Source organism: Gillisia sp. Hel_I_29 (assembly GCF_000744275.1).
GTDB lineage: Bacteria > Bacteroidota > Bacteroidia > Flavobacteriales > Flavobacteriaceae > Gillisia.
This window is the reverse complement of record NZ_JQLP01000005.1, coordinates 1,953,668-1,973,310: the sequence shown is the minus strand read 5'-3', so window position 1 is coordinate 1,973,310 and position 19,643 is coordinate 1,953,668. Positions and strand designations below refer to the sequence as shown.

Below are 19,643 nucleotides of genomic sequence, written 5' to 3'. Positions count from 1 at the left end.
AGCTCCGTTGGATCCGTTACCTGTTGCATCGAATCATGGCAGTAAATTTCCAGTAAGATCTGGATGTGTCAAATCAACACCTTCATCGAGGATTGCAATATTTATTCCTTCTCCAGTAGAATAATTCCATGCTTCCTCTACATCCATGTCCGCATCGACATCTCCTCCCATGAAACCTTGATTATTTATTGACCACTGTGAAGGAAACAAATCATCGTCAGTACTTGGCTTTAACAATCTTATATAATTAGGTTCTATAAATTCTATTCTTTTATCATCTTTATATTTATTAACAATACTAATCAAACCTTGATAGGGCAGATTAAATTTCACTGAATAGAAATCTTTCAAAAAGTCATTTTTTTGATAACTTATAAAAGGTTCATTGAAAATTTTTTCAATTGAGTTACCAGGTTTTAATTTTATATTAATTTCCCCTGTCATAATTTGTTTCACTCCATCATCATTAATAAAAATTGGTTTTACATCTTCGATTCCCTTATTTTTATTTAGAAAAGAGGTTTTGAAGTAATTAAAATCATCAAATTTTTTCTTGTTTCTAACAATTATTGAATTTGGAGATATCTTACTGGATATCATTTCTTCAGAGAAATTTAGATTTGTAGAACTATTTGAACTTACAAAAATTTCTTCTTTCGAAATACGTAACCTAACATTTTTACCTTCTATACTGTACTCAATATTTTCTTGAGAGAAACCAGAAAATGCAAATAAAATGAGGATACTGATTAATAGTAGTGCTTTTTTCATATGAAGTCAATTGAGGTTAGAGTCATTAAATTGTAATTACGTTCGGTGATATCATTATTTTTTTTACACAACTCCTTTATATCACCTGAAAATTCTACATTCTTAACTTCCAGAGAGTTTTTCAGCTCTAAAAAATTCTCTCCTAAGAATTCTTCATTACAAATTATGTATGTAGTTGTGCAACTTTCACAATTACCGTTTTCTATGTTTATCCAAAAAGTTTCATTATAAAAATTGTCATCAGGGTTAATTTGATATTTATAAGCAATTCTACCTTGAATTTTTTCATTCATTGAGATGCTATTTTGAATTTTTGAAAAACAACCACATTCACTTTCAGTTGATTCACTTTGTGAACATGCAATTAGACAGGAAAAAAATAATAAAATTAAGATTTTGCTTATACGCATTGTAGAAAATTCAAATAGTTAGCTCCGGAAATTATATATAATTTTTAAATTATTATTAATATTTCTAAATTTTAACGTTTAAGTCTAAAAATTTCGATTTTAAACTAAAATATTCGTGAAACTATGTGGCAATAGTAAGAGGGTAACAGGTTGCGCGAATTTAAAAAAGTTCTCTTAAACTAAAGAAGGGGAATACGCTGTTACCTGTATATTCCCCATCAATTCCACTTAAGGGATGACCCATGAGTGGAATTATAATTTCCTCAAAAGATTATAAAAGTAGTGTTAATCAATTTTTTCTGAGGAGCTATGAAAATACCATTTTAAATCTAAAAGACAAGGAAAGCTTATTAACCCTATCATGTAATCTTCGATTATTTAATAATAATCCTCTCTCTTTAAAGCTATTTTTATTTTATTCAGTTCGGATGGTGGAAGATCAATCTTAAGATAATTTTTTCCAAACAAATTTTCCACAGGTTTAACTTTCTCCATCACCTGTAAATATTCACGTTTAACTTTTCTTAGCTCACTAACGACTCTATCATATTGAAGTTTTGAAATATTCTCAAATTCAGTTTTCTCCATTTCATCCATATGATCCATTAAAGTTTTTACCACCGGTTTAGGTTTTTTCTGTTTGGCATATTCCTCAAAAAGTAAAGACACCATTACGTAAGTAGGTTGCAATTGTGTCTTTTCTATATTCTTAATGATTGCTATTATAGAATTTATTCCTTTTGAAATAATCTTTTCCAGACGTTCAAATTTAGGTCCTAGATCTTCGTGTGGAGAAATTTGGTTTTTTTCAAAAAAATCCAAAATCACGTCTACAGATTCTGTATGTGATTTAGCTACAAATCTTGAGTATTCACGAAATCTCTGTGCAGTTTTTTTCTTAATGCGGATAGTTGCAAAATTGTCCATAGTTGAAAAGATTTTCAAGTATTTGCCGCAAAATCTTACCATTTTACTGGGGTTCCCAGTTCATTTGCGTCAAAAACAGTTAATTACTTAAATTAGTGCGTCAAAAAAATTAAATTTAATTGGTTGAAATTCAATTAGTTAAACAATTTGTACGGATTTATAACATCGCTCTGCGTGTTATCCTCTTGCTAATCAAATCCGTCCCGCCAGACGGGACAAATTTTCTTACCATTCCATTACATTGTTCGGAACTAAAATTTCAATTTGTAGTTTTTTTAATGACACAGTTACCAGCGAAAATCAAATCATTTTAGATAACCATTCTAAAAATTAATACTAGAAGGTACAACTTTTTTAATGGAATAATAAGCATGAAATCGAAGAAAGGATTTAAGAATATATCTCGAAACAAAGAATAGATTTACTTATTATATCCTGAGCGTTTTCCTTTTCTTTTATCTTCTGAAAAACAAAATATTATCCTATCCAACAGAAATCGATTTGGAATAATTTGCATAAAATTACTCTCAATTTTATTTACTTCCTATAGAGCCATCACTGTTACCTTTTCGATACACGTATCTATAAAATTTAGAATTAGGATAGGATTTATAAAAAGCAAGGCGGTTTATGCAATCCGGCTAATTATAAATTTTTATTTTTAATCGAAAAGGTAATAAGGTAATGGTGTTCTAAGAAAGATTGTGAAAGGTTTTGTTGGGTCAGAAAAATTTTAAAAACTATAATTGACACCTATACCTAAATAGCCTTCTAGGGATTTACTCACTCTTTCCTCATAAAAATTACCAGAATTTATTATTTCGGCTATTTCAGGGCTGTTTAGGTTCAGTATATTATTCCCATCGATAAAAAACCTCCAGTTATTATATTTATAATTAAATGCAGGATTAATTTCTAAAAATGACCTTTCTATAGTATTTGATTCAAAACTTCTATAGGTTGATTCTAAACTCCAATAAAATTTTCCATCATAATGATACCCAGTGAGATCAAAATAAGGATTGATGCGCGTTGATGAGAATCGGGTATCGTTAACTGAATTTTCATACTCCCTGTAAACAAATGAAATACCTGTGGAAAAATTTAAAGCGGTTTTGTAGTTTGAACTTGCCCCTAAGTCTTGTTTGAAGGTATATAAATCTACATTGTTCAATTGTGAACCGATAAAATTTTCATAGGCAGACTGAAAATAAGAGGATTGGCCATCTAAAGATAATTTTTGTTTCCTGAATTTTTTCTGAAAACTTGCCGTAGTGGAAAATCGTTGGTAAGCATTCCCTAATCTATATTCGCGCACTAAATATCCTTCGGGCTGGAAAATTGTATTTGAGGTAATATTTTTTGATTTTTCTGAATAATCCATCATCAAAACTATACTGGTGCCTGATGAAAATTTTGTCCTGCTAAAATAAAGGTTAAAATTGTGTTCCGGCAAGGCTTCGTCCATCGCAATAGAATTTCCTCTAACTATGCTCAAATAATTTTCGATAAACGAGTTGTCTATAGTTTCCTGTAATCCCGGAAATGCATTAGTGTATCTATAGCTGAAATTAAGCCTGTTTAATTGATTGAATTTTATCACAAAGCCTGCTGTGGGAAAAAGAGCCTGATAGTCAATTTTATCACCATCTTTATGATCAAACATATAATAATGATAAGATAAACCCCCGGAAAGCGAAAGCCACTTGGTGGTTTCGTAAAAAATATCGAAGCCAATATAATGATCAAACCTATTTCTTTCTAGATCATTCGAAAAATTGGAGGAAGCTGTGTCATCATTTATATAAGAGCTAAACTCTTCCTCGAACATGGTGGAACCACCTGAAAGTGTAATATTACCTTTTTTAATATCGCTCTCCAACATAAAATCTACCCTATACCTGTTTTGTTTTTCAAGTTTCTTCTGGTTGGCAAAAAAATTAGAAGCATTGAAATCTAACCCCAGAAAAGGCCGGTTGGAATCTAGATTTAACTTTCCATCAGTGTCCGAAAACTCTACTATACCATTTAATGTTAACAATTTTCCTGAACCTATTTTTCTTGTCAAGCTTATTCGCTGGCCTAAACTGTACCTTTCTATGATGCTCTCCTGGTCGTAGATATTTTCTTCTTGCCTTTGAATGTTTATAAAGGACCGTTGATCATCCTTTCCAGAATTATAACTTAAGGTGTAATTGAGCAATGTTTTATCATCTATTTTATAATCTGCATTGACCATTGAACTGTTAAAAAAGTAATCGCCAAAAATTTCCTGCCTTTCCTGTTGGTCTAAATTGGGCTGGTTTAAATAATACCTGTCAATCATAAAAAATTGATTTTGTGCAGCACTATTAAAAATACTATAGCCTGACAATTTAATTTTTTCGGTAGGTGCATAGGTAAAATTGAGGGCACCAAGTTGTATATCCCTGTTTGCAACATCCAGTGATGACTGTAAAAAAACGGGAACATCATCATTATCCCAACTACGGGTTTGAACTCCCGTATTCTTATTGCTGGTATATTGGCCTACCCCGCTATTTAACTCAATATAATCGCTAAAGCTAATAGCTTCTTTTCCAATATTATTAAGATCACCAATAAAAGTAAGTTTAAATTCTCCTCCAAACCGGAATAAATTGGTGTGCGCTAAATATTTGTCCTCAACTGCGCCCATTGCTTCCATATTTCCGGTAATCCTGTTTTTATATCCCTCTTTTATGGTAATATTCAGGGCTGTGGAATTGCTTTCAAAACCTTCGATATTGGTAAAATCCTGATATTTTTCAAAAAAAGTTATTCCTCCCACCATATCGGCGGTAATATTTTCGGTGGCGAGCTGGTGCTGGTTTCCGAAAAAAGCATCGCCATCAATAAGCAGTTTATCCACCTGCTGCCCATTTACTTTCACTTTTCCATTTGCGTCAATTTCAGCCCCAGGTAGTTTTCCTATAATATCTTTCAAATTATTTTCCTGGCCATTGGTTAAATTCTTTAGATTATAAATAATAGTATCCTTTTTAACATCAGCCAAGGAATAGTCATATTGTATGACTACTTCTTCCAGTGAGGAAGCGAGTTCTTTCAGCCGAAAATCTAAATTCAGATTATCTTCTGAAATGATTGTAATTTGTTTTATTGTAGGTTCAAATCCTAAAAATGAAGTTTTTATAAAAAGGACACCTTTTTCTTCAACATCTATTGCGTATTCTCCATTTTCGTTACTAATTGCATAGGCCAATAGATTATTTTGTAATGAGTCCAATACCTGAACTGTGGCATACGCTAAAGGAAAACCCAAACTATCTTTAACAGTTCCCTTAATGGTTGTTTGACTAAAAACGAAAGTGTTAAAAAGGAGGAATAGGGATGTAAAAGGAATTAATTTCATCAATTTATTATCTTCTAGATTATAAGAATTACGGGTTGTTGTAAACGTTGTAACTATATTAGGAACAAGTTTTATCAAAATGGAATAATGAAAACTACAATTAATCCTCTCTTAAAATTTTTAACAATTAAGCAAGAACTATTTTAGAACAGTCCTTGCTTTTTTCGCTAAACTTTTGTTTAATCAATTACGGGTAACTGTAGTTGTGGTATTCCCTTTTCTAGTAGTCCCCTCTTTCACGTTATTTTCAGCATCAATAAGGTCGTCGTATTCTTTGCGGGAATATTTTTTTCCCTTAACTGGTGGGACTAAACTTATACTACCGGTTAGGGGTTCAATTTTCTTTGCTGTGATTAACCGTTTACCAAATTGCGCCTGTAAAATAAGACCGGGCAAACCAAAAAAGTTACTAGGGCCGGCACTCACCGGTATTTTATCTGTAAACCAGACTGTTACATTACTGCCATCTACCACTGCCTCGGCGCGCTTTACATCGTAAGAATCTATTTTTTTTGTTTCTTGCATTATCTGCCAATCAATAGGTTCCAGCTTTTCAATAATTAAGAAAGTTTCTCCTGAATATTTTATGCTTGAAGTTCTTTCTTTCCCGTTATAGTCATTAAAGATTGTCTCATAATAATTATAATTGGTCATACTATTTGTGCTGGAAGTATTAATTGATTTATCTTCTATCAAGGTCATTGGTTCATATAAAGAAACTCCATTATAGATCATTAATTCGTAATCCTCACCCTTAGCACTTGTAAGAAGTATTTCTCTTATCTTTCTGTCTGCCTTCTCTAGTTGTGTACTGTCAATTAAAACCCTATTATTATAAGTTACTTTCAATTCTTGGGCGTGAAGGTCAGTAAAGACCAAAACAAGAAGTATTATTATAAAATTTTTCATAGTTTTTTATTTAATAGAAGGGGCATTTTAAATTGCCCCTTCTATTTGTTAAAATTCTCTTTTAATCACAGGTTGTCACAGTTGTTGTTTTGATCTCAACTGTTCCTCCTGGAGTCTGCGTTGTTGTAGTTTCAGTTGTAGTTGTACATCCGTCTTCCACAATTAACTCATTTGGAGCATCTAAAGAGTTGCTCGCATTTACACTCAATGCTCCTAAAACAAGAGCTGCACTTAATATAAAATTTTTCATTTTTTTAAATTTTAATGTTTAATAAAAATTAGTTTTCTTGAGTCTGCGAGGAATATTACTTTTGTAATAGTATCCTCTGGTTGGGTAAGAATCTGTCAAGTCATAAGCAGGTTTTTAAAGGTTAATAATTAGCGTTATGTTCCTTCAACCGGGGGTTTTTCTTTTAAAAATTTTTCCTTTCTTATTTTCAAAGATGAATTTGTTTTTTTGAAATTATGGTTAATCCAAAGTCATTAATAGGTTAATGCTTTAAAGAGGAGTTCTTTAGTTTTTTCGACGATTTTCACTTATCAGTATTAGCAGGGCTTTTTTTGAACTTTAGGTTAATTGAAGGTTAATGGGGGGCTTTAATACTTCTTAATCTAATTTTTAAAGTATATTCTTTCACAAAAAAAGCTCACATTTGAAAAATAAAATTGGTTTGTTAATCGCATTTTCAGTACTTGCCCTCATTGCCCTATCGGCTATTCAGGCCTTTTTGATTAGAAATACTTATGAGTTGGAAGAGGATGCTATAATTGCGGAAATAGATTATTTGAGTTCTCAAATCCGGAGTAGTCAAGAAATTGATTCCCTTACGAAAGTTTGGCAGGATAATCTAACAGCTATAATAGCAGGTTATAATAACAATGGAACTTCTAAACCAGCACTCATTTCCAGGATAAAAGAAAGAGCCAATTATATAAATTCCTCCTATAGACAATACTTCAATCAGAAAATACAGGAAGCTAAATTAGGCTATGAGATAAAACATAAGAGTGTTTTAAAAAGTATTCTAATCATAGAAGAAGGTATTATAGATACTATATACCAAACAGGTGTAGATAAGCCAATCAAAATATTAGGGGACAACTTTGAAAATTCCGAAGCATTTATTGTAAACACTTCCATATTTTCTTCTAGAGCAAGAGTTTTAGATTCAGCGGGTAATAATTTAACCTCAAAAAAGGTCTTAAAATTTGATGTAGTATCGGAAGATGTAGTTCTTATTGAGGATCAAAAAAATATCTTATTTAGGAGAATGGCAAGTTTATTTATAATCTCAATTTTCATTTTTTTATTTGTTATTCTTCTTTTATTCTTTTCTATTAGAGGCCTAATTACTCAAAAGAGAATAGCCGAGATTAAAACTGATTTTGTCAATAATATAACCCACGAATTCAAAACCCCCCTAGCTACCTTGGGAATTGCTGTTAAGAGTTTAGAAAATAAAACTATTCTTGAATCACCAAATTTTTTAAACAACACCATAGAAATCATAAAACGACAAAATATTAGGCTTCAAAGACTTGTGGATGAAGTAATGACTAATAGTTTAAGTTCCAAAAAAATCATTTTAGATAAAGAAGACGTATTTGACAATGAATATTTTAAACAGGTAATCGAAGATTTTGAATTATCCTCCAATATACCTAAGAAGAAGATTGAAAGGATTCTTTTTACATCAGAAGTAGTCCTAAAAATCGATAAATTTCATTTTACGACTGCTTTAAGAAATATAATGGAAAATGCATTGAAATATGGAAGTAAATCTTCAAAAATTATTTTTAAAACTTATTTAAAACAAAATGAATACACAATAGAAATATGTAATGGTGGAAGTAAAATAAATAAAAAAGATCAAATGCATATTTTTGAAAAATTTTATAGGGTGAATTCTGGTAATCTACATACTGTAAAAGGAATGGGTCTCGGTCTTTATTATACCAAACAGATAGTCAAAGCTCACGACGGTATTATATCTGTACAAAATGAAGAGAACAAAGTCTGCTTTACTATAAAAATTCCAGCTAAATAATGAAAAATATAAAAGTTTTATTAGCGGAAGATGATCTTGACTTTGGCAATATTTTAAAGCAATATTTAGAAATCCATAATTTTAGTGTTAGTTGGGCTAAAGATGGAAAGGAGGCTTTAGAAACATTCAAATATGATAATTCTTCTAAAGTTGAAACCTTTAACATCTGTGTTTTTGACATAATGATGAATGGTATAGACGGGTTCACGCTGGCAAGTAAAATAATAGATATAAATCCAGAAATTCCTTTTATTTTTTTAACCGCAAAAAAAATGAAAGAAGATAAAATAAGAGGATTGAAACTTGGTGCAGACGACTATATAGTTAAACCATTTGATGCAGACATTTTAGTATTACGATTACGTAATATTTTGAAAAGAGTACAGAGGTTAACTATTAATGAAGATAATTTACAGAGCTATAATATTGGCAATTATATTTTTGATTCAAAAAATCATTTATTGAGTATAGATGGAAACATTCAGCCATTGACGGCGAGAGAAACAAGTTTAATTCAGTATTTAATTAATAATAAAAATGAACTTATAAAAAGGGAAGATCTTCTTAATACCATTTGGGAGAGCAATGATTTTTTCTCAGGTAGAAGCATGGATGTTTTTATTAGCAGGCTTCGCAAATACTTTAAATCAGATCCATCAATTTCTATAGATGTTACCAGAGGAGTAGGCTTAACTTTTAAGGTCCTTAAGAAGTAGGAGCAGATGTTTTTAGTTTATTCTAAGCATCTGGCTCATCAGCACGAAGTACTAATTTTTTTTAAAGTAGATTTTTTGAAATTAATTCTTCCTGAAAAATGAATTTCAATCTTCTATTTATATATAAGCTTTTAAATTTTTATAAATGATCACAACAAATTATTCTGCAGAGCATAACACCAACCCTTTCCTTACACATAAAATTATATCCGATAAAATAAAATTGGGACAACCTATCCTTAATTTGGAGAAAAAGCAGATTCAAAAAATTGATTTGGATATTTTAAAAGAGATTATTGCAGCCGAAAAGAACGAAGTACTTTCAGAGTACTATTCTCTTCTATCCATTAATAGCATATGGCTCACCAAATTTTTTCATTTTGAAGAAAGCTATCTTGCGGCCCAGTATATGACTATTTATACATCACAATTACACGGACTAAAAATTCATAAACAAAGAGATCAATTTTATATAGGTTATACAATTAGGGAAAAGTTCAAGGCTGGCGATATGAAAGGAACGCTTCAAGCTAAACCATTAATTCTTACCGTAAATGATTTTATGGATCATTTATATCTTATAAAAAGGGAAGAGGTAATTATTTCTGAGGAAGATATTAAACTGATTAATAAACAGTTTAAAGAGCACTTAGAAAGATAATAAGCAAGAAAGCAATTATTTAATTACACCCAAGAAAATAATCAAAGTCTTATTTATGCAGTTACCTAAAGATTCGAGAAATGAACAATTAGAAGCTATATCTCTGACAAAATTATCTCCTCTTTTTCCAGAGGATCAATTCATACTAAAAAGAGAGATTATAGATAATGGCGTTGATATTCGTGCTGAAATAAAAAAAGATGGTTTTAAACTTGGTTTTGGTTTTCTATTACAGTTAAAAAGTTCTGAGTCGATTGAAAAAAATAAGGATGGTAGCATTAGTAAATCAATTGAGGTAAGCAATATTGAATACTTAGTTAATAATGCTCAACCGGCGTATTATTGCTTTTACGACAATAAAGAAAAGAAATTTTATTATCAGAGTCTCTATGAGCTATTGACTACATTAAATCGCAAAAACTTATCTTGGGACAAGCAGGAATCTATAACCGTACGTTTTAAAGAAATTTTAGATTCTAAGGCGATTGAAAAAATTTTCAAGGAAACTTTGCAAGAAGGTTTCAATAAAAGAAAACAGTCCCTGTTTCTTACGGATCAAAGTCATCATCTTGACAATGATTATAAATTTATAATTAATCAAAAAGGAGATACCTACTCAGATATAGAAAATATTCTTTTTATTGAACAAAAAGGATTGTATCTAAATCAATCCCTCAATTGGAAGAAAGTTATTGAATTACATGAAAAAATTTCTGAAACTTCATTAAAATCACCCACATACTATTTAACCGTTGCGATAGCTTATTTTAATACTGGAAATTTTTTCAAGTCAAGAATCCAACTGAGAGAAGCAGAGAAAAACATCTCAGAAATTGCTCCGATATTAATTCCACATTTAAAATTTTATAAACTACAACTCAACAATATTTTTGGATTTATTGAAAAAATAGATTACGAAGATATTTTGTCCTCATCCGATTTAGATAATTCTTTAAAATATCATCTAAAACTTGAAAGTATTGTTTCTTTGAAAAACAATATGTATTCAGATGACAATTTCGTAGCGAATGAATTTGAAAATGAAATAAAAGTATACTTAGAGCAACCTAAGCTAGAGAAAAGATTTGAATTAATGGCACTCTTGGAATTGACCACTTACTATGCTGATCAATTTATTTGTTTAATTCCTCAATTATCTAGAAAAAATTTATTTTCAACCATTGATGAACGATTCAAAATAATCAGTCAAAATTTCACTAGAATTCAAAGGGAACAACTTGATTTGGCAAATAATGAGTCTGACATCTATGTTTTAGCATTAAGACATTTTAAATTTTTAATTCACTTCAATGCTATTGCAACCTATGCTTTTCAAATTAAACATCCAGATAATTATTGGTTAGAAATTGAGAAATTAGTAATTCAGGCCTCAACCTTTTTTAGTGAAATTAAGCAATTTGAGAATCAACTTTTTTCCTTGCAAACTCTTTTAGAATTTTATCAGTTTATTGAGAATAGCGAAAAAGAAAATAACATAAGAGAGCAGCTAAAAAAATTTAAACAGGAAATCGATCTTCCCTATTTTCAAGGAAAGATTGATTTTATTCTAAACGGGGGGACTTTTATTAAAAACATAAGGGATGATTTTAAATCCTATAGAAAGGAAATGAATGAAATAAAAAAAATGAATGAGGAACTAAAAGAACTTGATAAAAAAGATTCCTTTGCAAAAAGAATTGAAAATGGTATGATCATAGAACTTTTTCCTATAGATCATTTTTTTATACCCAGTGAGAAATTGGATTTATTCTTTAATGAAATTATTGGAATTTCCGATGAGGAATTAATTAGTCACATAATCTGGATGAAAGAGGAAGGTGTAATCCCAGTTCTGAATATTTATGTAGAAGATATAAAAAATGAAGGTCGTGAAAATGGGAACCTAGAATACAAAGGTATATCCAGTCATAAAAATTTGTATAGAATACGTAAGTGCCTCTACGAAAATGAAATAAAAAGAGTCGAGATAAAGTTTCCTGAATTTTAATTATTCATTCACTTATAAGAAATAATTTCTATGTTTTATATAATTCCCACCAAAAATGGATTAGGAGTTGAATTTTGGGGAACTCCTGATGATTTACGAAATATCTATTCTGTAATTGGAAACTTGTGGAATAAGGATGATTACTTATATAAACAAGGGTTTGAAAGTCGCGACAAAGTTATTAGTGGTTTCTCATATGAATTAAGGAAAGCGTTTGAGAAAAATAGATTAAAAAGAGAATATAGTCATTTTTCTCTTGAGCCTATTGAATATATGGGTTTCAAAATATATTGGGTGCATGCACTATTTACATTCTCAGCTCTCCGTTATAATATGAAATATTTTGAAACAAATAAATTTGATTTATCCATTTTCCTGCAAATTGAATTTTGGCTAGAAAAAGCAATGAATCAATTTGACAGCAAGGGAGCTGCAAACTTAAAACCTTATATTTCAGATTCGATTTATTCAGCGAATGAATATATTTATCTATTTATGAGAAGGATAAATATTGAATATTTACAAATGGGAGGAGGAAAAAAGGCCTTTAGAGAACTCCCAGTACTAATGAAGAAGGCTGTTTTCTATAATAGGGAATATGATGAGTATTCTAAGCAGTTAAAAGAAGACGCTGACCTTTTGGGATGTAAAATCTCAGAATTGGAAATTAACGACGAACATATGGATTACGAAAACCTTAAATGGTAAAGAAGAAATTTTTGCTTTCAATATTCTAATTAATATGATTTTCAATAATGTATTTCAAAATTGGTTTATAAAATCTTTTTATTTAATTTACAGTTAAATAAACCTATTTCATATCATTTTAGAAGTTACCTAATCGGTCACCTGAAGGAATAGAAATTAAGGAACGTATTGAATTTAGAGGGATACGGGGAGGTACGATCAAGTCTGCCACCCCGACCACTAAAAGCCTTGAACAAAAGTTCAAGGCTTTTTTGATTTTATAATTTTACTACTAGTTCAAAGAATACTAGTTATTAGCGTTATTTACTTTCCTTTTATATTAAAGTAATTATAGATTTTATAGTTGATTCTAAGTTATTATTGATTCTTTCAATTTCACCATTCTTAAATTCAATCTTAAGGTACTGGTCATAGATAATAAAACATTCAGAAAAAAAAGACTATTTCAAAATATTATATATATCTGTTCTTCGTAACGGTTTACTGAAAAAGCCTTTTAAAAGATCATGTTCTTCACTTTTCAACATATCACTTTTGTCTGTAGAAGAAGACACCAAAAAGATAGAAAATTTAGTATCAGCATATATTTTAGAGTTTCTAAGTTCTTTTAAAAATCCCCAACCATCAAGAACAGGCATATTTATATCTAGTAGAATAGTAATTTCAAAATTTCTATTGATTTCTAAATTCTGCAGATTTTCTAATCCTTCTTTTCCATTATCGCATTCAAAAATTAGAATAGATTCGTCTATACTTTTTATGGTTTTAGCGACAATCATCCTATAGATAAGATCATCATCAATTATAAAAATTTTCTTTTTCATTAAGCTAATCTATTCTTGATCCAGGCTGTAAGTTTCTGTTATTATCTTTTTAACAATAGCATCCATCTCATGGGTAGAGATTTTTAATTGCTTCAACCAAAATGAAATCTCGTCAAAACTCTCTGGTTGCTCTTCTAATAAATTAATAACCGCTAATATTCTGGCTATAGGTGCACGTACCACATGAGATTGTGTCCATGCTATTTTCTTTAAAGCTAAATTAGAGCGCTCAAGTTCTTGAGTATGTTTTTCTAAGAGTTTCTCATATCTCACTTTTTGAGTAATATCTGAAGAAATTCCTATCATTCCAGATAACTTATTATTTTCATCGTATGTTGGAGAATTGGTAATTAGAGCTGGAAAACTAGAACCATCTTTTCTTTGAACTACAAATTCTCCAGACCAATTTTGACCTTTTTTCAACATTTCCATGACAACTGTAGCTTGTTCCGCATTAGTATCAGGAATTGTGAGCTCCATTATATTTTTTCCTAATACTTCTTCCATTTTCCAACCATAAATAGTTTCTGCAGCCCTGTTCCAATAGGTAACTTCTCCTTCAATATTAGTTGCAACTGCAGCTTGCCCTATAGTACTTAATAGATTGGCTTTAAATTTATTTTCTAATTCAGATTTCTTACGCTCTGTGATGTCCTGATAACTTCCGTATATTCTGGTGCGTTTATTATGGACTCTGTCACATTTACCTATAGCTCTGGCCCAGCGTTTATGCCCTTTAGCTGTACGCAATAAGATCTCTTCATCAAATTCAATTCCATCTTCAACGAGATGTTCTATTGCTTTTTTTATTCTTTCTCTACTCTCTCCTATATGAAATTCTATCCCTCCGGTGAGCGTAGGATTATAGTTATCTTCTATTTCTAAAATTTCGAACAGCATGGGGGACCAATACATGTTATCTCCTGTTTGATTTACCAAATCTAGTTCCCAACTACCTATTCTTGCAATTTTAGTAACAAGCTCTAATAATTTTTCATCTTTTGTTTCTTGAGTAACATCTAATATAACCGCATTAAAAAGAATTGTACCATCTGTTAAAAATATTGGCGTACCATTACATAAATGAATTCGAACTTCCCCATTGGGCATTATATATTTGAATCTGGTAGTCCATTTAGATTTAGATTTTATAGAAAGTGCAAGACTCTTTCTTACTTTTTTAATCTCCCCTCCTGCAATAATTCCATCCCAGATCAATCTTGAATTCTTAATTAAATCTTCCGCAGGAAATCCCCATACTTCTTGAGAACCCTTATTTATGTATTTGAAATTATCTGAGCCATCAGGAAAGATGAGATACTGAAATACTACTCCAGGTAAGTTATCTGCCAAAGAATTAAGTCTAATTTCTGCCTCTTTCTTATCGTTGATATTTTGAGTACTCCCATAAATACGCTTACATTTCTCATCTACAAACTCTGCAGCTCCAATTACACGTACCCACAGCTCCTTTTTTGTAGTGGTAAGAATTACAGCCTCAAAATCAAAAGGCTCTCCGGTTTCAATACATTTTTGAATTGTTGTTTCTACAAATACCTTAAAATCTTGACGATAGAAATCTATAGCCTTAGAAACACTTGGAGTAAAATTTTCAGGATCTGTTTCATGCAATTTGTGAACTTCTTCAGACCAATAGATTTCATCATTTAAAAAACCAACTTCCCAACTTCCAATTTTACCTAACTGACTGGTTTGTTGATTAAGTTCTATTAAAATCTTTTCTTCGGTAATATCTCTAGAATTTGCAACAATCCCCTCTACGGCGGGATTATCTAACATGTTGGTAAAAACTGTTTCTATCCAACGCCATTCTTTTTTATGATTCTGAATTCGGAAAGTGTCTAAAACTAATTTATTTTCAACCTTGATCTTTTTTAAACAGGTTAAAATCTTTTCTTTATCATCTGGATGAATAAGATCTATTATATTTTTTGAGAGAAATTCCTCTTGTGAAATCCCTACTATTGAAGAGTTTGTAGGACTTGCATATTTATAATTTCCATGTACATCTAAAATGGCTATAAGATCTGAACCTTCTTGTACCAAAGCTTTAAAACGTTGCTCACTTTGTTGGACCTTCTCTTCCTGCTCCATGATCTCTTTACCATCTCTTGCCGTAGAATAGAATAGCCTGGATGCTGGATCCCATTTTACAGACCAAAGGTTGTAAGCAATATCCCCATTTCTCTTTATATATCTATTCTTAAAAGCTGTTACAGTTTGGCCTTCTTGAATATAAATAAGTTTTTGTTTAGTTTCAAGTAGATCTTCCGGCATTATCAAATCCTTATAAGGTTTTCCCAAAAGTTCTTCTGGCGTATTGCCCCAAATATCTAATGCAGCTCCACTTATATATACAAAACGTCCCTGTTCATTTACCGTACAAAATACATCTAAAGAGGCATCTATTAATTGATTAACTTCAGATTTGTGCTTAACAATCTTTGAAATATCGCGAGATTGGCAAGCTATTGCAAAAAGCTTATCATCATCACCTAATAAAGGCTCAAATGAAATCTGGCCGTAATAAATTTCATTGGTATCTGGCAGAGAGTAGTGTTCTTCAATCTCAAAAGCTTCTCCATGTAGAGCTCTTCTGTAGTACTGTCGCCATTTTATGGTATAATTCTCATCAAAGTCTTCTATAAAAGCCGTTTCATTAAGTTGTTGTTCTTTTCCAGTAATATTTCTTACTATGTCTAAATATCGTTGATTAGCGTAAATCAATCGGTAATCTAAATCGATCATCCATATAGGATCTTTATTTTGATCAAGAAAAATATTAGGGAAATGAGATTTGCTCATAAAATGAGTGATTATTCTAGTAACAGACTTTAAACATCAAATTAGTTCTTAATCTACTACTTATTTATCAATGTTCAATAATAATAAAAAAATTATGAATTGTTTAAGGCGTTGCATTATTTCGACATAAAATTAAGTTTCCTCAATAATTTTATCGTTCAATTTCACTTTATAAGAAAAGCAGATTGAATATATTTAAACACTCTATTTTAATTACTTTCATCTAGTATACATTCAAAAATTTAGAGAATGCTGAAATTTGAAATGTCTAATGATTTTTGGAACCTTTTTGTGTAGGAACAAGTTTAGCTAATGCGGTCAATCCGCTTAATACACCCTCCATTAATTTAAAGCTGGTTGTATTTTCTAGCGTAGCATGATCCATATTTACAGATCTTTTAAAATTAATATATCCAAATACCTCTTGAGCAGCTTGTTTTCCAGACATTGCTGCCTGCTCCATAGTTGGTATCTTCCATTTTCCCGGAACACTCACTACTTCTCCTGCAAGAAAAACTCCTTTTGTAGCAGTAGTCACAGAAACTTCTTCATCTCCTGCAGATCTCACATAAATTTGAGAAAGATCTACCCATCGTTTTCCATTCTCTTGTAAAATTCCTAAAGATGCAGTCTCCAAATTAGAGTAATCCTCCCAGTTCTCTGTGTATTTGAGATATATAGAATCTATGCTAGCATATTTCATCATTAATTCTCTTTCTGATGCTGAGGTAATTCCTAATTGATACAAGATTTCATTTTTTGCTTCTAAAGGTGTGCACTCCATAAAGCGTTTTCCGTATAAGGAACCTTTATTAAAGGGAGAACTACAGGTAGCCGATAAATTATAAGGATAGGATCTTGGAAACTCCACGTCTTTCCAGAAACCATCCTGATGTTGGATTTGAAATACAATATTCCAGGGAGCATCAAAACTTAAATTATAAGATTTGCCTGTAAAATCTTTAAAAGTTTCAGGAATATCTTTCATAAGAAATTGCGTTCCAAAAGACCACTCGTCATCAAAAGGTTTCTTGATTTCCGGAAGCAAGCCTACCTTCCACATAACTTCATGAGGTACTGCCATAATACATGCATCAAATTCGTTAATGGCACAATGATTTTGCGTTTTTAAAACTACTTTATCTGTTGTTATATTATGTCTTATGTTGGTCAATCTGGTGTTATAAATAAATTTTACTCCACGCTGTTCTAATTTATGAACCAGGAGTTTTACAACTTCGGATGTTGGACGATTAAAACAATAAGACTTAGACTTTTTACCAGGTGGCAAATGCGGACTCTCCGTCATAGGTAAGAACATAAGTAAAAAGCTATCCATAATATCTACAGCTTTACTTTTCATTCTAGCTCCCGTTAAAATCCCAAACCAGTTAATAATGAATTGCTTGGTATGCTCGTTAAAGTCTTCCACTCCAATAACATCTCCGGCATTTTTGTACGCGAGCTGATCTCGCTCTTCTTGAGATGCGTTGGTATGATGAGCTATTTTTTTTGCAAGTGTCATCATATCAATTAAAGACAGATCGAACGTCTTTACTAAATCCTTAAATGTCTCTAATTTTATTGGTTCTGTTCTATCTACAGCTACCTTTTTACCGGTTTTACTTTCGTAAAAGATATAGGTATCTACTGCTGTAAGAGTACCTAAAATTCCTGCACGATAAAAAACATCAAAAAGCGCAAAATAAGTTGATGCTAAAGCACGTATAGAATGTTCTTCGAAGAGATCTTTCTCTTTATTATAGAATCCTTTCATTTTCCCACCGCACGAGTCACTTCCTTCAATCACGGTTATATTTAGATCCTGCTCTTCACTAAGCTCAAATGCAGCAACTAAGCCTGAAATTCCTCCCCCAATAATTGCAATATCTTTCTTTTTAGATTCCATAATCAAATAAATTTTAATGACTGCAACTTAAATTAAATGTGTTTTATTCTCTCTTAAAATATATGAAAATCATTTTCTCTTTCAAAACATAAAATTGGTTCTCTTATTATTTCAATAAGTATATAAATTTATAATAAATTGAACACTAGGTGTTTATAAATTTTTAAATGATTTTAATGTTAAGAATGAAGGTTTTAAACATCAATTCATTTTGACATATTTCAAAAAGCAGTACCTTCATCACGTCCTTTTTGAACCATATTTTAGGACAGATTATTATGAAAATACCTACTTTAAAAATCAGCTTTCTCCTAATTATGGCTTTAACTATTTTAAGCTGTAATAAATCTAAACCTGAAGATTCTTTAAAAAATATAGATCAAGAAAATCCGGCATTTACTAAATCTAAATTAGAATCTGAAGCGGAAATCAAAAGAACTTACTGCTATTTAAATGAGCAACCTTACAAAGACGATGCTTCCAAAAAAGATGTTTTAGAGCTAATTCTAAATATAACAGGTAAGAATGTGGAAGGATTTTACAATTGGAGACCCGCACTTAAAGATCAAAGAAAAGGTAGTATACGTGGAACTATGGAAGACAATGTAGTGACCGCTAATTATATATTTACTCAAGAAGGACGTGAAGATTCTACTTCTCTAAAAATTATTTTGAATGATAAGGAGGCAGTGATAGAAGGTGGAGATACTGCTTTAGGTCTTAATGCCATTGTAACCAGAACAGATTGCCGTTAAACTAATTTAACGATACTATACTAAAGTTAACCTTATGGCCAATCTTAAATTGATTGGCTTTTTTTATTAAATTATATTTAATCAAATCCTAAAAGAAAACTCATGAACTTAGAAAAATATATAGACCATACCCTTCTTAAGCCAACGGCAACCCAAGAAGAAATCAAGACCCTTTGTAAAGAGGCTCAGGAATATAATTTCTATGCAGTGTGTGTTAATGGTTCTCATGTAAATTTCTGTAAAGAAATTCTTAGAGAAACAGATATAAAAATTGCTGCAGTAATAGGTTTCCCGCTCGGCGCCATGACCACTAAAGCCAAAATATTTGAGGCAGAAGAATGTTTAAAGAACGGTGCAGATGAAATTGATATGGTTATTAACATAGGTTGGTTAAAATCTGGAGAAATAGATAAGGTTACTTCAGAGATAAGAGGTCTAAAAAAAGCAATTGGAGATAAGGTTCTTAAAGTAATTATTGAAACCTGTTATCTTACAGATGAAGAGAAAAAAATAGCGTGCAAAGCTGCGGTAGATGCTAAAGCAGACTTTGTTAAAACCTCTACTGGGTTTGGCTCAAATGGCGCGAGTATTCAGGATATAATTCTTATGAGCTTGGCAGTAGCTGGAAAGGCAAAAATTAAGGCCTCTGGAGGTATTAGAGATGCCATAACTACAAAAGAATATATAAGCTTAGGTGTGAGCAGAATTGGTACCAGCTCTGGCATTAAAATAGTAAAAACGCAATAGCTGTGATAAGGACTTGCTATATAAGATTTTGAA

At 31.1% G+C, this 19,643-nt stretch carries 16 protein-coding genes; 7 read left to right on the top strand and 9 right to left on the bottom strand.

Annotated elements, in window-relative coordinates:
• Window positions 1-33: 33 nt before the first annotated feature.
• From P163_RS17940 to P163_RS14140, 6 genes are all read right to left on the bottom strand, one after another.
• Entirely contained in the window at window positions 34-771 is a 738-nt protein-coding gene (locus P163_RS17940) for a hypothetical protein (RefSeq protein ID WP_051931253.1), read from the bottom strand.
• The gene (locus tag P163_RS14160) at window positions 768-1,064 is read right to left on the bottom strand and encodes a hypothetical protein (RefSeq protein WP_034892622.1); all 297 of its coding nucleotides are present in this window, start codon (window positions 1,062-1,064) and stop codon (window positions 768-770) included. The genes P163_RS17940 and P163_RS14160 overlap by 4 nt, the downstream gene beginning before the upstream one ends.
• A gap of 495 nt (window positions 1,065-1,559) precedes the next feature.
• A complete protein-coding gene (locus P163_RS14155) occupies window positions 1,560-2,108 on the bottom strand; it encodes a BfmA/BtgA family mobilization protein (protein WP_051931252.1) in 549 nt (182 codons plus the stop codon).
• A gap of 733 nt (window positions 2,109-2,841) precedes the next feature.
• Window positions 2,842-5,499: a carboxypeptidase-like regulatory domain-containing protein gene (locus P163_RS14150; protein ID WP_156100714.1), complete on the bottom strand. Its 2,658-nt coding sequence runs from the start codon at window positions 5,497-5,499 to the stop codon at window positions 2,842-2,844.
• A 183-nt stretch (window positions 5,500-5,682) separates the two neighbouring features.
• The gene (locus tag P163_RS14145) at window positions 5,683-6,408 is read right to left on the bottom strand and encodes a GLPGLI family protein (protein WP_034892616.1); all 726 of its coding nucleotides are present in this window, start codon (window positions 6,406-6,408) and stop codon (window positions 5,683-5,685) included.
• A 61-nt stretch (window positions 6,409-6,469) separates the two neighbouring features.
• Window positions 6,470-6,658, bottom strand: coding sequence for a hypothetical protein (locus P163_RS14140; RefSeq protein ID WP_034892613.1), 189 nt, complete (start codon window positions 6,656-6,658; stop codon window positions 6,470-6,472).
• 403 nt (window positions 6,659-7,061) lie between these two features.
• On the opposite strand from P163_RS14140, the gene P163_RS14135 reads away from it, so the two are divergent.
• The 5 genes from P163_RS14135 (at window position 7,062) to P163_RS14115 (ending at window position 12,549) form a co-directional block, all read left to right on the top strand.
• The gene (locus tag P163_RS14135) at window positions 7,062-8,456 is read left to right on the top strand and encodes a sensor histidine kinase (RefSeq protein WP_034892610.1); all 1,395 of its coding nucleotides are present in this window, start codon (window positions 7,062-7,064) and stop codon (window positions 8,454-8,456) included.
• On the top strand, window positions 8,456-9,172 hold the full coding sequence (locus P163_RS14130) for a response regulator transcription factor (RefSeq protein ID WP_034892607.1): 717 nt from the start codon (window positions 8,456-8,458) through the stop codon (window positions 9,170-9,172). Before P163_RS14135 ends, P163_RS14130 begins: the two co-directional genes overlap by 1 nt.
• A 145-nt stretch (window positions 9,173-9,317) precedes the next feature.
• Window positions 9,318-9,833: a hypothetical protein gene (locus tag P163_RS14125; RefSeq protein ID WP_034892604.1), complete on the top strand. Its 516-nt coding sequence runs from the start codon at window positions 9,318-9,320 to the stop codon at window positions 9,831-9,833.
• Window positions 9,834-9,888: 55 nt separating this feature from the next.
• Window positions 9,889-11,841, top strand: coding sequence for a DUF4365 domain-containing protein (locus P163_RS14120; RefSeq protein ID WP_034892601.1), 1,953 nt, complete (start codon window positions 9,889-9,891; stop codon window positions 11,839-11,841).
• Between the two features lie 30 nt (window positions 11,842-11,871).
• The gene (locus P163_RS14115) at window positions 11,872-12,549 is read left to right on the top strand and encodes a DUF6904 family protein (protein ID WP_034892598.1); all 678 of its coding nucleotides are present in this window, start codon (window positions 11,872-11,874) and stop codon (window positions 12,547-12,549) included.
• A gap of 440 nt (window positions 12,550-12,989) precedes the next feature.
• Here the strand turns inward: P163_RS14115 and P163_RS14110 are convergent, their stop codons facing one another.
• The 3 genes from P163_RS14110 to P163_RS14100 form a co-directional block, all read right to left on the bottom strand.
• A complete protein-coding gene (locus P163_RS14110; RefSeq protein WP_034892594.1) occupies window positions 12,990-13,373 on the bottom strand; it encodes a response regulator in 384 nt (127 codons plus the stop codon).
• Between the two features lie 9 nt (window positions 13,374-13,382).
• Window positions 13,383-16,199 (bottom strand): PAS domain S-box protein, encoded by a 2,817-nt coding sequence (locus P163_RS14105; RefSeq protein ID WP_034892591.1) that lies wholly within the window; start codon window positions 16,197-16,199, stop codon window positions 13,383-13,385.
• A gap of 268 nt (window positions 16,200-16,467) precedes the next feature.
• A complete protein-coding gene (locus P163_RS14100; protein ID WP_034892587.1) occupies window positions 16,468-18,108 on the bottom strand; it encodes an FAD-dependent oxidoreductase in 1,641 nt (546 codons plus the stop codon).
• 317 nt (window positions 18,109-18,425) lie between these two features.
• Between P163_RS14100 and P163_RS14095 the strand changes: the two genes are divergently transcribed.
• Both P163_RS14095 and deoC read left to right on the top strand, forming a co-directional pair.
• Window positions 18,426-18,863: a hypothetical protein gene (locus tag P163_RS14095; RefSeq protein ID WP_156100713.1), complete on the top strand. Its 438-nt coding sequence runs from the start codon at window positions 18,426-18,428 to the stop codon at window positions 18,861-18,863.
• A gap of 102 nt (window positions 18,864-18,965) precedes the next feature.
• Complete coding sequence (deoC, locus tag P163_RS14090; RefSeq protein WP_034892581.1) at window positions 18,966-19,610, top strand: deoxyribose-phosphate aldolase; 645 nt, start codon at window positions 18,966-18,968, stop codon at window positions 19,608-19,610.
• The last annotated feature ends 33 nt before the right edge of the window (window positions 19,611-19,643 follow it).